Source organism: Streptomyces candidus (genome assembly GCF_014207445.1).
GTDB lineage: Bacteria > Actinomycetota > Actinomycetes > Streptomycetales > Streptomycetaceae > Streptomyces > Streptomyces candidus.
On record NZ_JACHEM010000003.1, the window covers coordinates 513,696 to 527,991 of the forward strand.

14 protein-coding genes are annotated in these 14,296 nt (G+C 70.8%); 9 read left to right on the top strand and 5 right to left on the bottom strand.

Going from position 1 to position 14,296, the window contains the following annotated elements:
- The first annotated feature begins 41 nt into the window (after window positions 1–41).
- Window positions 42–1,571: a ricin-type beta-trefoil lectin domain protein gene (locus HNQ79_RS08345; RefSeq protein ID WP_185028535.1), complete on the top strand. Its 1,530-nt coding sequence runs from the start codon at window positions 42–44 to the stop codon at window positions 1,569–1,571.
- Window positions 1,572–1,915: 344 nt separating this feature from the next.
- On the opposite strand, the gene HNQ79_RS08350 is transcribed toward HNQ79_RS08345, so the two are convergent.
- Window positions 1,916–2,293, bottom strand: coding sequence for a winged helix-turn-helix transcriptional regulator (locus tag HNQ79_RS08350; protein ID WP_185028537.1), 378 nt, complete (start codon window positions 2,291–2,293; stop codon window positions 1,916–1,918).
- A gap of 77 nt (window positions 2,294–2,370) precedes the next feature.
- On the opposite strand from HNQ79_RS08350, the gene HNQ79_RS08355 reads away from it, so the two are divergent.
- Window positions 2,371–3,279: an NAD(P)-dependent oxidoreductase gene (locus HNQ79_RS08355; RefSeq protein WP_185028539.1), complete on the top strand. Its 909-nt coding sequence runs from the start codon at window positions 2,371–2,373 to the stop codon at window positions 3,277–3,279.
- Between the two features lie 78 nt (window positions 3,280–3,357).
- Here HNQ79_RS08355 and HNQ79_RS08360 read toward each other — a convergent pair whose 3' ends face one another.
- Window positions 3,358–5,028, bottom strand: a complete 1,671-nt coding sequence (locus HNQ79_RS08360; protein ID WP_185028541.1) for a fumarate hydratase — start codon at window positions 5,026–5,028, stop codon at window positions 3,358–3,360.
- Window positions 5,029–5,226: 198 nt separating this feature from the next.
- On the opposite strand from HNQ79_RS08360, the gene HNQ79_RS08365 reads away from it, so the two are divergent.
- Window positions 5,227–5,931: a DUF1707 SHOCT-like domain-containing protein gene (locus HNQ79_RS08365; protein WP_185028543.1), complete on the top strand. Its 705-nt coding sequence runs from the start codon at window positions 5,227–5,229 to the stop codon at window positions 5,929–5,931.
- A 126-nt stretch (window positions 5,932–6,057) separates the two neighbouring features.
- Window positions 6,058–6,441: a WhiB family transcriptional regulator gene (locus HNQ79_RS08370; protein WP_185028545.1), complete on the top strand. Its 384-nt coding sequence runs from the start codon at window positions 6,058–6,060 to the stop codon at window positions 6,439–6,441.
- A 73-nt stretch (window positions 6,442–6,514) separates the two neighbouring features.
- Here HNQ79_RS08370 and glpX read toward each other — a convergent pair whose 3' ends face one another.
- Complete coding sequence (gene glpX, locus HNQ79_RS08375) at window positions 6,515–7,546, bottom strand: class II fructose-bisphosphatase (protein ID WP_185028547.1); 1,032 nt, start codon at window positions 7,544–7,546, stop codon at window positions 6,515–6,517.
- Between the two features lie 193 nt (window positions 7,547–7,739).
- Between glpX and HNQ79_RS08380 the strand changes: the two genes are divergently transcribed.
- Complete coding sequence (locus tag HNQ79_RS08380) at window positions 7,740–8,318, top strand: DUF4245 domain-containing protein (RefSeq protein WP_185028549.1); 579 nt, start codon at window positions 7,740–7,742, stop codon at window positions 8,316–8,318.
- Window positions 8,319–8,393: 75 nt separating this feature from the next.
- On the opposite strand, the gene HNQ79_RS08385 is transcribed toward HNQ79_RS08380, so the two are convergent.
- Window positions 8,394–8,984: a malonic semialdehyde reductase gene (locus tag HNQ79_RS08385; protein WP_185028551.1), complete on the bottom strand. Its 591-nt coding sequence runs from the start codon at window positions 8,982–8,984 to the stop codon at window positions 8,394–8,396.
- 233 nt (window positions 8,985–9,217) lie between these two features.
- Here HNQ79_RS08385 and HNQ79_RS08390 point away from each other — a divergent pair, with 233 nt between their 5' ends.
- On the top strand, window positions 9,218–10,018 hold the full coding sequence (locus HNQ79_RS08390; protein ID WP_229923318.1) for a (2Fe-2S)-binding protein: 801 nt from the start codon (window positions 9,218–9,220) through the stop codon (window positions 10,016–10,018).
- Between the two features lie 98 nt (window positions 10,019–10,116).
- Here HNQ79_RS08390 and HNQ79_RS08395 read toward each other — a convergent pair whose 3' ends face one another.
- Window positions 10,117–11,130: an ABC transporter substrate-binding protein gene (locus tag HNQ79_RS08395; protein WP_185028555.1), complete on the bottom strand. Its 1,014-nt coding sequence runs from the start codon at window positions 11,128–11,130 to the stop codon at window positions 10,117–10,119.
- Between the two features lie 56 nt (window positions 11,131–11,186).
- Here HNQ79_RS08395 and HNQ79_RS08400 point away from each other — a divergent pair, with 56 nt between their 5' ends.
- Genes HNQ79_RS08400 through HNQ79_RS08410 form a run of 3 tightly spaced genes read left to right on the top strand, consistent with a single transcriptional unit; the run spans window position 11,187 to window position 14,262 of the window.
- Window positions 11,187–12,266, top strand: coding sequence for a FecCD family ABC transporter permease (locus tag HNQ79_RS08400; protein WP_185028557.1), 1,080 nt, complete (start codon window positions 11,187–11,189; stop codon window positions 12,264–12,266).
- Window positions 12,267–12,292: 26 nt separating this feature from the next.
- Window positions 12,293–13,405 (top strand): FecCD family ABC transporter permease, encoded by a 1,113-nt coding sequence (locus HNQ79_RS08405; RefSeq protein ID WP_185028559.1) that lies wholly within the window; start codon window positions 12,293–12,295, stop codon window positions 13,403–13,405.
- Window positions 13,402–14,262: an ABC transporter ATP-binding protein gene (locus HNQ79_RS08410; RefSeq protein WP_185028561.1), complete on the top strand. Its 861-nt coding sequence runs from the start codon at window positions 13,402–13,404 to the stop codon at window positions 14,260–14,262. Before HNQ79_RS08405 ends, HNQ79_RS08410 begins: the two co-directional genes overlap by 4 nt.
- The last annotated feature ends 34 nt before the right edge of the window (window positions 14,263–14,296 follow it).

The following is a 14,296-nucleotide window of genomic DNA, read 5'->3' on the forward strand; positions in this document are numbered from 1 at the left end:
GGCCAGTAAATACCTCGGGTAACCACACCCGGGGAGGCGCAATGCCGCGCACCAGGTACAGATTCCGCAGCACTCTCGCCATGACCGCCGCACTCGCGGTAGCCGTCGGCGGTCTGACGGCGACCACCGCCGCCGCGGCCGACGACGGCACGGCCAGGGCAGCCGCACCCTCCACCCCCCTTCCGCCCGAGCTGGAGGCCATCCGCGCCGCGGAGGCGACCAAGCTGTACGGCAGCCCCGCCGAACGGCCCATGGACCAGCGCAGGACCGGACTCATCTCGCTCGGCGACAGCGAGATCTCCGGCGAGGGCGTCGGCACGTACGAACCGCCCACCAACGGGCCCACGAACTGGTGCCACCGCTCGCCGGACGCCGCGATCCACCGGACCTCCATCCCCGCGGACGTGACGTACAACGTCTCCTGCTCGGGCGGTGCGACCGGAAACATCAGGATCGGCGGCACCAAGCAGTACGCCGACGAGCTCGTACAGAGCGACAGCCTCGCCATCAAGGCCCGCAATACGAAGATCAAGATGGTGCTGCTGGTCGCCGGAGCCAACGACGACCTCCAGTTCGGCCCCGTCATGACCGACTGCGTGACGCGGTACCTCACCCTGCAGGGCCCGTGCGAGAGCAAGTACGCCGCCGGCTGGCAGGCCCGCGTGGACGGGCTCGTGCCCAAGGTCGAGCAGACCGTCCGCGACCTGCGGACGACCATGACCGGCGCCGGATACGCCGACTCCGACTACAAGCTCGTCGTGATGAGCTACCCCAGCCCCATCGGCCCCGACTTCAAGGACAACCCCCGCTTCCCCGGCAAGGTCGCCTGCGGCGGTCTCGGCTACGACTCCGACACCGCCTGGGGCCGCAACGTCGCCGTCCCCGCCTTCGAGCGCGGCATCCGCAGGGCGGCGTCCTCCACCGGCGCCACCTACCTCGACAACTCGCGCCTCTTCCACGGCCACGAGGTCTGCATGGACGACGCCTGGGCGCGCGGCCTCTACATCGACCTCTCCAAGCCGGGCCTCCCGGACGAGAACTCCGTCCGGCAGTCCTTCCACCCCAACATCCGCGGCCACGCCGCCTTCGCCTCCTGCCTCACCCAGCTCTACCACTCCGGTCTGCGTGAGGCCGGTTGCGCCGACCCGGCGTCCACGGGCAACGCCGTCCTCACCCCGGGCGCGTGGGACGACGCGTACAAACCGCTGAGGAACACCGGGACCGGGGCGTGCGTCGACGTGCCCGCCTCCGTCACCCGCAACGGCACGGCCGTCGGCGGCTGGGACTGCCACGGCGGACGCAACCAGGGCTGGTGGTACGACACCGCCCAGAAGTCGCTGCGCACCGAGCTGAGCCACGACCGCTGTCTTGACGTACCCGGCGCCAAGTACGAGCCCGGCGCGGGACTGGTGGTCTGGAACTGTTCGGGAGCCGCCAACCAGCAGTTCGTACGGCAGGGCAGCACGCTGCGTCCGGCCGCCGCGAGCAGCCTGTGCGTCACCCTGTCCGCCGCCAAGGACCCGCTGAGGCTGCGGACCTGCGACGGCTCGGCGGGCCAGCAGTTCGCGTAGCCCCTGCCGCCGGAGCAGCAGCGGAACAGCACCGGTGACCGTCGCGGCCCTCACCGCGACCCGGCGCCCTGCGGCCCCGGCGTCCTCCCCGCACCCCACGCGGGGAGGACGCCGGGGCCGTTCGCCGTGGTACGCGGACCGCTGACCGGGCGCGGGAGGCGGTCGCGAGGGGAACGGGGGCGCGGACGCGGCAACGGCGACGGATCCCGGCGCCAGGCGCGGAGGCGCGGACGGACACGGATGCTCCGGTCGCCGCGCGTCCTTACATACGGGTAACCACCCACCTCTTTGTGCGTACTTGATCGCCCCGTCCGCCGGGTGGAGGCTGGAGACATCCCCGCCCCCTACCCGGCAGCCGAGGACGCCACCCCGCTCAACTCCTTTTCGGCCTCTTCCAGTTCGGCCAGCTTGAGCAGCCGACGCTGACCCCACGCGCCCAACGGGCCCAGTGCCTCGTTCAACTCCTGTCCGAACTCCGTCAGGGAGTACTCGACGCGCGGCACCGCCGTGTCCGCGTACACCTCCCTGTGCACCACCAGGTCGGCCTCCAGCTCACGCAGTTGCTCGGTGAGCACCTTCTCGCTGATGCCCGGCAGCTCCCGCCGGGTCTCCCCGAAACGGCGCGGCCCCTCGTGCAGCGCCCACAGGATCAACACCTTCCACTTGCCGTCGACGACGTCGATCGCCGCGTCCAGCCCGCACTGATACGGCAGCTTCTTCAACTCAGCACACCCGCCCCTCGTCCCCGCATGCCCGCACGCCTTGCCCACGCATGCCTTCGCCACGTCTGGAATCCATCATGAACGCCACCACCGACAACGCCGTCGACGCTCCCGTGAGGGCGGCCGTCACCGTCCTCGGGCTCGGCCCCATGGGGCAGGCCCTCGCCCGTGCCTTCCTCGTGGCGGGACATCCCACCACCGTATGGAACCGCACCCCCTCCCGCGCCGATTCCCTCGTCGCCGCGGGGGCCGTACGTGCCGCCACCCCCGCCGAGGCGGCGCACGCCTCCGGCCTGGTCGTCGTCTGCGTCCTCAACCACGAAGCGGCCCTCGCGATCCTGGACACCGCGGGCGACGCGCTCAAGGGCCGTACGGTCGTCAACCTCACCGCCGACACCCCCGTCCGCGCCCGCGAGGCGGCGGACTGGGCGCAGGCGCGCGGGGTCACCTACCTCGACGGGGCGATCATGACCCCGACCGGCACCATCGGCACCCCGCACGCGGTCTTCCTCCACAGCGGACCGGCCGACGCGTACGAGGCGCACCGGGCCACCCTCGGTGCCCTCGGCGGTACCGCGACCCACCTCGGCCCGGACCCCACGCGCGCCGCCTCCCACGAGGTGGCCCTCCTCGACCTGTGGTGGACGTCGATCAGCGGACTCGTGCACAGCTTCGCGCTCGCCCGCGCGTACGGGGTGGCCGCGACCGACCTGGCCCCGTTCGCCAAGGACATCGGCAACCTCGTCACCGGTTTCGTCGACGAACTGGCGAAGGACGCCGACTCGGGGGAGTACCCGGGCGACGAGAGCGACCTGGCCTCGGCAGCCACCGCCATGGCCCATATCGCCCACGCCACCGAGGAGGCCGGACTGGACGCGACGGTGCTGCGGGCGGCCCAGAACGTCGCGGACCGGGCGGTCGCAGCGGGCCACGGCCAAGACAACATGCTCGGCATGCTGGCCGCGATAACCCGCCCCACCCCCTGACACGCGCCCTCCGTCTGTCCCCTTGGGCTACCGGGGAGGGGAGGCCCACCCCCCGGTAGCCCCGGTGACCCCCGACCCCTACGCCATCCCCGGCCCCCGCACCGGAATACTCGTCACCAGCGGCGCCCCCGCCGGCGCCGTGAAGAAGTCATTGCCCTTGTCGTCGACCACGACGAACGCCGGGAAGTCCTCGACCTCGATCTTCCACACGGCCTCCATCCCGAGCTCCTCGTACTCGACGACCTCGACCTTCTTGATGCAGTCCTGCGCCAGCCTCGCCGCGGGCCCGCCGATCGACCCGAGGTAGAAGCCGCCGTGCGCGGCGCAGGCATCCGTGACCTGCTGGGAGCGGTTGCCCTTCGCGAGCATCACCTTCGACCCGCCGGCCGCCTGGAACTGCTCGACGTAGGAGTCCATCCGCCCGGCCGTGGTAGGCCCGAACGATCCCGACGCGTACCCCTCGGGCGTCTTCGCCGGGCCGGCGTAGTACACCGGGTGGTCCTTGAGGTACTGCGGCATCTCCTCGCCCGCGTCCAGCCGCTCCTTGATCTTCGCGTGCGCGATGTCGCGCGCGACGACCAGCGGGCCGGTGAGCGAGAGCCTGGTCTTGACCGGGTACTTGGTCAGCTCGGCGAGGACCTCGTCCATGGGCCGGTTGAGGTCGATCCGTACGACGCCCTCGTCGGACGACGACAGGTGCTCGTCCGTCGTGTCCGGCAGGAACCGCGCCGGGTCCTTCTCCAGCTCCTCCAGGAAGACCCCCTCCGCGGTGATCTTCGCGGTGGCCTGGCGGTCCGCCGAGCAGGAGACGGCGATGGCCACCGGCAGCGACGCCCCGTGCCGCGGCAGCCGCACCACGCGCACGTCGTGGCAGAAGTACTTGCCGCCGAACTGGGCGCCGATCCCGATCTTCTGCGTCAGCTCGAAGACCTTCTGCTCCAGCTCCTGGTCCCGGAAGCCGTGCCCGGTGGGCGAGCCCTCGGACGGCAGCTCGTCCAGGTAGTGCGCGGACGCGTACTTCGCGGTCTTCAGGGCGAACTCGGCGCTCGTGCCGCCGACCACGATGGCCAGGTGGTACGGCGGGCAGGCGGCGGTCCCCAGCGACCGGATCTTCTCCTCCAGGAACTTCATCATGGAGGCCTCGTTGAGCACCGCCTTCGTCTCCTGGAACAGGAACGACTTGTTGGCGGACCCGCCGCCCTTCGCCATGAACAGGAACTTGTACGCGCCGCCGTCGGTCGCGTACAGCTCGATCTGCGCGGGCAGGTTCGAGCCGGTGTTCTTCTCGTCCCACATGGTCAGCGGGGCCATCTGCGAGTACCGCAGGTTCAGCTTGGTGTAGGCGTCGAAGATGCCGTGCGACAGCGCCTCCTCGTCCCCGCCCTCGGTGAGCACGTTCTGTCCGCGCTTGCCCATGACGATCGCCGTGCCGGTGTCCTGGCACATCGGCAGGACGCCCGCGGCCGCGATGTTCGCGTTCTTCAGCAGGTCCAGGGCGACGAACTTGTCGTTGCCGGACGCCTCCGGGTCGTCGATGATGCGGCGCAGCTGGGCGAGGTGGGCGGGGCGCAGATAGTGCGAGATGTCGTGCATCGCCTCTGCGGCGAGGGTGCGCAGCGCCTCGGGCGCGACCTTGAGGAACGTACGCCCGTCGGCCTCGAAGGTGGAGACACCCTCGGAGGTCACCAGCCGGTACGGCGTGGAGTCCTCTCCCAGCGGCAGCAGATCGGAGTACTCGAACTCTGGCATTACGGCCAATCCCTCACTAGGCAGGCGGACAGCGGCCCACGCCTCCGTTGGCGCACCGCGCCCACCAGCGTATGACGCGCGGGCGCCGGGCCGGGGGTGAGGTCGGCCTCACCTGCGCCCGGGGCCGGCCGGGCGGGACGGAAGCCGGACCCCTCCGCCCCCTAGTCGCGATCTATCGCGTTTCGGTACGGTGGGGAGGTGGACCTCGAAAAGAAGCCGCAGCCGCCCCTTCAGTCCAACGCGTCCGCCCCCGCGGGGCAGCGGACCCCGCTGCGCGCCTCCGACGCCGACCGGGACCGCGTCGCGGACATCCTGCGGGACGCCATGGCCGAGGGCCGTCTCGACGCCGAGGAGCACAGCGAGCGCGTCGACGCCGTCTACCGGGCCAAGACGCAGGCCGAACTGGAGCCACTGGTACGGGACCTGCCCGCCCCCGGCGACGGCCACCGGACCTCGCCGGGCGGTGCCCCCACCGCGGCGTACGACCCGCACGGAACAGGGGCGGACGGCCTGCCGGTGACCGACAGTCTCGTCGCCGTGCTCAGCAGCTCGACCCGCAAGGGCCGTTGGCGCATCGCGCCCCGCACGCGCGCCTTCGCGTTCTTCGGGAACATCGAGATCGACCTCACCGAGGCCCTGTTCTCCCAGCGCCTGACCACCATCGACGCCACCGCGGTCTTCGGCAACGTCGAGGTCCGTGTGCCGGAGAACATCACGCTGCGCGGCAACGGCAACGGGATCCTCGGCAACTTCGAGGTCCGCACACTGGAGGCCGCAGACCCCGAGGCCCCCGTCGTGGTCGTCAACGGGTACGCCGTGTTCGGCAACATCGAGGCGAAGCCCAAGCGCGGCAAGCTCACCGCCGACCTGCAGGATCGTCTGCGCAAACACCTCGGGCACTGACAAACGGGACGACGACGTTCTTGACGCGTACTGGACATGGTTCGAAACCCTGTGCATAGGCGTCGGCACAGCGGGTAGGGACTGCGCATCGTCGCTCGCTCGCGAAGCCGTCGTCAGGAGTAGACCGTGCTGCAACCGCCGCATCAGTCCTTGCAGGTCGCCGCCGTGCCCGCGCAGCGCGCGCCGGTACCGGTCCGTGATCAGCGGGACCAGGCCGGCCCCTGGCACACGGAGGCGGTGTGCCGCCGGGACGAAGCCGGGCTGTTCTTCGCCCCGTCGAAGGAGCCGACCGCTTCCCGGCTGGCCCGCGAGGAGGCCGCCAAGAGGGTCTGTGCCCGCTGCCCGGTGATGATCGAGTGCCGGGAACACGCCCTGCTCCAGCCGGAACCGTACGGCGTCTGGGGCGGCCTCACCGCTGCCGAACGGCGCGTGGTGCTCGCCCGCCGGCGCAGGCGCGAGATGGAGCTGAAGGCGGTGCCCGGCGCCGGCGACCAACGCATAGCGGGCTGAACGTTTTTCGCGCACACCGGTCGGGGCGGCCACCTCTGTGCAGAGGTGGCCGCCCCGAGTGGTGCGTGGCGGGTTACTTCGCGCGGTCGAAGTCGATCGCGCTGTACGCGCGCAGCTTCGAGAGACGGTGCGTGGAGTCGATCTGGCGGATCGTGCCGGACTTGGAGCGCATGACGAGCGACTGCGTGGTGGCGGTCGCCGAGCGGTAGCGGACGCCGCGCAGGAGTTCGCCGTCGGTGATGCCGGTCGCGACGAAGAACACGTTGTCGCCGCTGACCAGGTCGGCGGTGTGCAGCACGCGGTCCAGGTCGTGGCCGGCGTCCAGGGCCCGCTGACGCTCGGCCTCGTCCTTGGGCCAGAGCTTGCCCTGGATGGTGCCGCCGAGGCACTTGATGGCGCAGGCGCTGATGATGCCCTCGGGGGTGCCGCCGATGCCCATCAGGAGGTCGACGCCCGTGCCCTCCCGTACCGCCATGATCGAACCGGCGACGTCGCCGTCCGAGATGAACTTGATGCGGGCGCCGGTCTCCCGGATCTCCTTCACTATCCCCTCGTGACGGGGCCGGTCCAGGATGACGACCGTGACGTCCTCGGGGGTGGAGTTCTTGGCCTTGGCCACGCGGCGGATGTTGACCGACACGGGCGCGTTGATGTCGACGAAGTCGGCGGCCTCGGGGCCCGTGACCAGCTTGTCCATGTAGAACACCGCCGACGGGTCGAACATCGTGCCGCGGTCGGCCGCCGCCAGCACGGCGATCGCGTTGGGCATGCCCTTCGCGTTCAGCGTCGTGCCGTCGATCGGGTCCACCGCGATGTCGACCTCGGCGCCGGTGCCGTCACCGATCCGCTCCCCGTTGAAGAGCATCGGCGCTTCGTCCTTCTCGCCCTCGCCGATCACGACGACGCCGTTCATGGACACGGTCGAGACGAGGGTGCGCATGGCGTTCACCGCCGCGCCGTCCGCACCGATCTTGTCGCCGCGGCCGACCCAGCGCCCGGCGGCCATGGCGGCGGCCTCCGTGACGCGGACGAGCTCAAGGGCCAGGTTGCGGTCGGGGGCCTCGGCGGGAACATCGAGCGGTGAGGGGAGCTGGTGCTCGGTCATCGGGTGCGCACCTTTCTGTACGGGCTACGGCGGCGACGGCCGGTGGAGGTACCGGGGAGGACCCGGAAACCAGGATGAGGACGGTCATGTGACTCTATCCGTACATCGACAAAATGAGCAGAGCGGGGCACGTATGAGCGGCATGTCCGGCACGTCCCGCCGACGGCCGCCCGATGGCGGGGTCCGCCGGGCGATGGGGGACCATGGGGGCGTGGCAGCAGCGAAGCGTGGCAATCAGAAGATCCGGGACATGGTGCTCTCGATGGCCGTCATCGGCGGTGTGGTCGCCGTCGTCTACACCGCGGTCCCGCACGACGAGGACGCCGACCCCCTCAAGACGGTCGACTACCGCGTCGAAGTCACCACGGCGCAGCGTTCCGCCCCGTACCCGGTGCTCGCCCCGCAGGGCCTGCCCGAGGGGTGGCGCGCGACCTCGGTGACGTACCGCGGCAACGAGGACAAGGCCTGGCACCTGGGCTTCCTGGACCCGGACACGGAGTACGTCGCGGTCGAGCAGTCCACCGCCGACCCCGCGAAGTACGTGCCGAAGGTCACCTTCTCGGCGAAGGACAGCGGGCGGACCAAGCAGGCCGGCGGCGTGACGTGGCAGGTCTGGAAGGGCGAGAAGTACGACGCCCTGGTGCGTACCGACAAGAACGCCACGACGGTCGTCCTCGGCACGGCGTCCGACGAGCGGCTGGCGGAGATGGCCGCCGCCCTGAAGCCGCAGCAGCCGGAGCCGACGGGGTCCCCGGAACCGAAGAAGTCCTAGCGCGCGGAGCGGCCCCGGGTACGGGAAGGGGCCGCCGCACCCTTCGGTGCTACGGCCCCTGCGTATTGCTCGTGCTCAGACGGTCGTGATGACCTCGTCGTGGGCCAGGCGCGGGGAGCGGGGGAACCAGGGGTTCTCGCCCGGCTTGCCGATGTTGACGACCATCAGCGGGGTGTGGTCGTCGTCCAGGAACTCCTTCTGGACGCCCGCGAAGTCGAAGCCGGTCATCGGGCCCGCGGCCAGACCGGCGGCGCGGACGCCGATGAGGAAGTAGCCGGCCTGGAGGGTGCCGTTGACCAGGGCGGCCTGCTCACGGACCGGGCGCTCGGCGAAGAAGGCGTCCTTGGCCTGCGGGAAGTGCGGGAACAGCGCCGGGAGCTCCTCGTGGAACTCGTTGTCGGCGGACAGGATGGCGACCAGCGGGGCGGTCGCGGTCTTCGGCCGGTTGCCCTCGGCCATCAGGCCGACCAGGCGCTCGCGGGCTTCGGGGGAGCGGACCAGGGTGATGCGCAGCGGCGACTGGTTGAACGCGGTCGGGCCGTACTTGACCAGGTCGTAGATCGCCCGGACCTGCTCCTCGGTCACCGGCTCGTCGGAGAACGTGTTGGCGGTGCGGGCCTCGCGGAAGAGGAGGTCCTGGGCGGCGGGGTCAAGAACGAGGGACATGCGTGGTGCCTTCCGGACGTGCGTGGGATCAAGCGATACCGGACACCGTAACCCCGTTTTAGGTTAAGTTTCAACTAAACCGGTTCTTCGTGACGGGGGTCACGTGCGGCGGTGCCGCGCTGGTCGCGGCAGGTGGACTTCCCCTGGGGCGCGCGAGGCGGGCGGGTCTGACTTGCCGTGGCGTGGCAGCTGGTAATAATGAGGGAAGGCTTACCTAATGATTAGGGATGCGCATGCCACTCGCAGTCACCTCCCCCATGCGAAGTACCGCGCTGCTTGCCGACGTCTACCGCCGCTTGCGTGCCGCCTCCCCGCTGCTGAACATCGGGGCGGGGCTTCCCGGGCCGGACGGCGACTGGATCACCGGGCGGCGACTGGCCGAGGACCAGGGTGTGCTGGAGCTGCTCGTCGCGGCCGAGGAGTTGCGCATCCGGGACGTCTACGGGGTGCGCGCGAGGCGTGACGTCGCCGCCACCTGGGTGCTGCACCGCTACGCGTTCACCGCTGTGCTCGCGATGAGCGGCCCCTGGTACCTCGACCGCAGGGTGCCGCGGCTCACCCCGGACGCCGTCGCCTACGACTGGCGGACGCGCGCGATCTCGGTGGCCGGGGCGGAAGGCGTGAGCTGTCTGCCGGGGGATCCCGCCGCGCAGTCGCCCGGCGTGCGTACGGTGGCCGACGAGGAGTCGCTGCGCGCGGAGTTGCGCGCCGCCGTGGCCGATCACCTGGCGCCCGTCCTGGAGGCGTTCCGGCCGGTGATACGCCGCGGGGCCCGAGCGCTGTGGGGCATGGCGACCGACGAACTCGCCGAGGGCATCTGGCACTTGGGGCGTGTGCTCGGCGATCAGCGCGCCGCCGTCGGGGCCGCCGAGGCACTGCTGCCCGGCGGCACGGCTCCGTACTTTGGCCGCGCGGGGTTCCGTACCCCCGAGGGCCCGAACGGAGAGGCGACCCGTACCCGGGCCGGCTGCTGCTTCTTCTACACGATCCGCCCCGACGAGGTCTGCGACACCTGCCCGCGGCTCTCCCGCTGACGGACCGCCGGCCCTGCCCGGAAGCGGGCGCAGAAACCGGAACACGGGCTGTGCGGCCGGACATCACCCGGCCGCACAGCCCGTGTTCCGTGCGGCGGTTACGCCTTCGCGGCGTCCACCTTGTACGTCTTGGCGACGTCGTCCAGGACCGCGTTCGCGCCGTACAGGCCCACGGCGCTCATCCAGATCTTGTCGTCGACCTCGTGGATGGAACCCTTGAGCTGCTTCCAGAGCGGGTTGGCCTGGAACTTCTCCTTGGTCTTCTTGCTCAGGCCCGCCTCGTCGGCGTACAGGGAGATGAAGATGTCGTCGGCGTCCATCTTCTTGATCTCCTCGTCGGAGATCTCCGTGTTGAAGCCGGTGCCGGTCGCGGCCGCCGGCTTGCCGAACCCGAGGTCCTTCACGATCACGCCGGTGTAGGTGTCCTCCTTGTAGATGCGGGTCGGCCCGTCGACGAACCGGACCACCGACACCTCGGGGTTGGCACCCTTGGCCTTGCGGACCGAGTCGCCGATCGTCTTCGCGCGCTTCTCGAAGTCCTGGACCTTCTGCTTGGCCAGGTCCTCCTTGCCGAGGGCCTTGCCGACGAGCTGGACGTTGTCCTTCCACGTGCCGCCGGTGGTCTCCGAGAAGACCGTCGGAGCGATACCGCTGAGCTGCTTGTAGAGCTTCTCGTGGCGGACCTTGGCCGAAAGGATGAGATCGGGCTTCAGTGCGATGATCTTCTCGAGGCTGGGCTCCTCAAGGGTGCCGACCGGGGTGGCCTTCGGCGCGAACTTCTGCGAGTCGGCGCCGAAGTAGGCCGGCAGCTTGTCCCCGCCGCCCGACAGGGTCGTGAATCCCACGACCTCGGCCTCCAGCGCGAGGGAGGCGTCCACGAAAGTCATGTCGAGAGCGACGACCCGCTTGGGCTGCGCCTTCAGCTCCGCCGAGCCCATGGCGTGCGTGACCGTGCGAGGGTACGCGGAGTCCGAAGCGGCCGGGGTCTTGGCGTCCTTGCTGTCGTTCTTCTTGTCCGCGTCGCCGCCACAGGCGGCGGTGGCGAGCAGACCCACGGCGATGGCTGCGGCGGTGGCTGTACGGCTGAAACGGCTGACCCAACGGGTTTTCATGGGCGGATCCCTTCTTCACTGACCAGAGCGATGCAAGGATAGGCTCACCTAACTAAATGTTTTCGGCCACGGAGGAGATCGTGACCCAAGCGCTACCTGCGCCCCCGTCCACGGAGGCACCACGCGGCGTGGCGCTCAGTCATGCCCGGAGGCACTGGCTGGGGTTGCTCGTGCTGTCCGCAACGCTGGTGGTGGCGATCCTGCTGAGCATCGTCTTCGGCACCAAGTCCCTGAGCCTGCAACAGGTCTGGCACGGGCTGTGGAGTGCGACCGGCACCGAGGGCGACATCATCATCCGCTCGCTGCGGCTGCCGCGCACCGCCCTCGCCGTCGTCGCCGGCTGCGCTCTCGGCGTCGCCGGAGCGCTGATGCAGGGTCACACCCGCAACCCGATCGCCGACCCGGTACTGCTCGGCGTGAGCGCGGGCGCCGGCATGTTCGTCGCCGGGGCCATCTTCTTCCTCGGCGTCACCACGCTGTACGGGTACGTGTGGTTCGGCTTCGCCGGGGCGCTGCTCGCCTCCACCGCCGTCTACCTCGTCGGCACGTACGCGCGGGGCGGCGCCACGCCGGTCACCCTCGCGCTGGGCGGCGCCGCCATCCACGCGCTGTTCACCGCCCTCACCGCGGGCATGCTCGTCCTCGACGAGCAGGCCCTGGACACGTACCGGTTCTGGACCGTCGGATCGGTCGCCGGACGGCCGGCGGACATCACGCTCCAGATGCTGCCGTTCGTCGCCGTCGGGCTGCTCCTCGCCGCCGCCAACGCACGCGGGCTGAACGCCCTTTCGCTCGGCGAGGACATCGCGCGCGCCCTCGGAGTGCGGATCGCCCTCACCCGGCTGACCGGGATGGCCGCGATCACCCTGCTCACCGGTGTCGCGGTCGCCGCCTGCGGGCCGATCGGGTTCGTCGGCCTGATGGCCACCCACATCGGCCGCGCGTACACCGGACCCGACTACCGGTGGGTGCTCGTGTACGCGGGGCTGCTCGGGGCCGTGCTGATGGTCGGCGCGGACGTCCTGGGCCGGGTCGTGGCCAAGCCCGGGGAGCTGCCGGTGGGCATCATGCTCGCGTTCATCGGCGCACCGGTCTTCATCTACCTCGTACGCCGCCGCAAGCCGGTGCGACTGTGAACGACGCGAACCAGGGGACACCGTCGATGCTGAAACCGTCCGTCGAGCCCACCGCGCGCAGATCCCGCGAGCCGTCGTCCGTCCCGGGCCGCAAGGCCGTCAGAGTCGGCCCCGTCTCCGGGGTGTGGCGCGCGCGGGACGTGTTCGTCCCCCTCGCCGCGGCTCTCGCGCTGTTCGCGGCGGTCGTGGTCAACACCGGCCGCGGCGACTTCCCGATCTCCGTGCCGGAAGTCGTCGACGTGCTGTTCGGCGGCGGTGACTCCGCCTCCCGCATGGTGGTGCTGGAATTCCGTATGCCGCGCTCGGTCGTGGGCGCGCTGGTGGGCGCCGCGCTCGGGCTGGCCGGGGCGATCGTGCAGGGCATCTCCCGCAACCCGCTGGCCAGTCCGGACATTCTCGGCATCACCGCGGGCGCGGGTACCGGCGCGGTCGCGGTCATCGTCCTCGGCGGGGAGTACGGCAGCGTCAGCGGCCCGCTCGCCGAGATCGGCGTACCGGCCGCCTCCGTCCTCGGAGGGCTGCTGGCCGCGGTCCTCGTCTACGCCCTGGCCGTACGGCGCGGGCTGTCCGGCTACCGCGTCCTGCTCGTCGGCGTCGGAGTCCAGGCCGTGCTCTCCAGCCTGATCTCCTGGCTGCTGGTGAAGGCCTCGATCGTGGACGCGGGACGGGCCATCCTCTGGCTGACCGGCAGCCTCAACGCCAGCACCTGGGACAACGCCCGTGCGGTCGGCTGGGCGCTGCTCGTACTGCTGCCCGTCGCGCTGGTGCTGTCCTTCCCCTTCGGTGCGCTGAACTTCGACGACGACACCGCCCGCGGACTCGGTGTACGGATCGACGCCGCGCGCGCCGCGCTGCTGGTGACCGCGGTACTGCTCACCGCGACCGCGACGTCCGCGGCGGGGCCGGTCGCCTTCGTGGCGCTGGCCTGCCCCCAGCTGGCGGTGCGGCTGCTGCGTACCGGCACACCGCCGCTGCTCGCTTCGGCCCTGCTGGGCGCGGCCGTGACGGTGTGGGCCGACGTGCTGGGCCGTACCGCCTTCGGCTCCATCGAGCTGCCCGTCGGCATTCTCACCGCGGCGGTCGGCGCCCCCTACCTCCTCTACCTGCTCGCCCGGAGCGGAAAGGCCAGAAGGACATGACGGAGACGGTCGACATCAAGGACCTCGCGGAGCCGGGACCCGGACAGCCCGCGGTGCGGCTGCGGGCCGAAGGGCTCACTCTGGGCTACGGCGACCGCACGGTCGTCCACGGCATCGACCTGGACATCCCGGACGGCTCGGTCACCGCGGTGATCGGTCCCAACGGATGCGGGAAGTCGACGTTGTTGCGTTCGTTCGGCCGGCTGCTCAAGCCCATGAGCGGACAGGTGCTGCTGGACGGCACTTCGGTCCACGCCATGCCCACCAGGGAAGTGGCGGCGCTGGTCGGCCTGTTGCCGCAGTCTCCGACGGCGCCCGAGGGGCTCACCGTGGCCGACCTGGTGGCACGCGGCCGGCACCCGCACCAGACCTGGTACCGGCGCTGGTCCTCCGAGGACGAGAAGGCCGTCGAACGGGCGCTGCGCCGGACGGGCACGTACGAGCTGGCCGAGCGCACGCTGGACGAACTGTCGGGCGGTCAGCGCCAGCGCGCGTGGATCGCCATGGCGCTGGCCCAGGACACCGAGATGCTGCTGCTCGACGAGCCGACCACCCACCTGGACCTGGCCCACCAGATCGACGTCCTTGAGCTGGTCGGCGAGCTGCACCGGGAGACCGGGCGGACCATCGTGATGGTGCTGCACGAACTGGCCCTGGCCGCGCGGTACGCCGAGCGGCTGGTGGCGATGAAGGACGGCCGGATCGTGGCCCAGGGGGCGCCCGAGGACGTCCTGACGGAGGACCTGCTGCGGGAGGTCTTCGGGCTGCGTGCCCGTGTGCGACGGGACGAGGAGAGCGGCTCCCTGCTCGTCATCCCGCTCGGCCGGGACCGCGACCGGCTGGAGGCCACTGTGTGACGTCGCCTCAAGTGCCGTGCTCGCCGCGGGGGTC

Bases quoted from the DNA above. Each gene is read 5' to 3' on its own strand.
- HNQ79_RS08410 (WP_185028561.1), top strand. From the start codon at position 13,402: ATGACGGAGACGGTCGACATCAAGGACCTCGCGGAGCCGGGACCCGGA.
- HNQ79_RS08385 (WP_185028551.1), bottom strand. From the start codon at position 8,984: ATGTCCCTCGTTCTTGACCCCGCCGCCCAGGACCTCCTCTTCCGCGAG.
- HNQ79_RS08405 (WP_185028559.1), top strand. From the start codon at position 12,293: ATGCTGAAACCGTCCGTCGAGCCCACCGCGCGCAGATCCCGCGAGCCG.
- HNQ79_RS08345 (WP_185028535.1), top strand. From the start codon at position 42: ATGCCGCGCACCAGGTACAGATTCCGCAGCACTCTCGCCATGACCGCC.
- HNQ79_RS08395 (WP_185028555.1), bottom strand. From the start codon at position 11,130: ATGAAAACCCGTTGGGTCAGCCGTTTCAGCCGTACAGCCACCGCCGCA.
- HNQ79_RS08360 (WP_185028541.1), bottom strand. From the start codon at position 5,028: ATGCCAGAGTTCGAGTACTCCGATCTGCTGCCGCTGGGAGAGGACTCC.
- HNQ79_RS08380 (WP_185028549.1), top strand. From the start codon at position 7,740: ATGGGGGACCATGGGGGCGTGGCAGCAGCGAAGCGTGGCAATCAGAAG.
- HNQ79_RS08400 (WP_185028557.1), top strand. From the start codon at position 11,187: ATGTTTTCGGCCACGGAGGAGATCGTGACCCAAGCGCTACCTGCGCCC.
- HNQ79_RS08355 (WP_185028539.1), top strand. From the start codon at position 2,371: ATGAACGCCACCACCGACAACGCCGTCGACGCTCCCGTGAGGGCGGCC.
- glpX (WP_185028547.1), bottom strand. From the start codon at position 7,546: ATGACCGAGCACCAGCTCCCCTCACCGCTCGATGTTCCCGCCGAGGCC.
- HNQ79_RS08390 (WP_229923318.1), top strand. From the start codon at position 9,218: ATGCCACTCGCAGTCACCTCCCCCATGCGAAGTACCGCGCTGCTTGCC.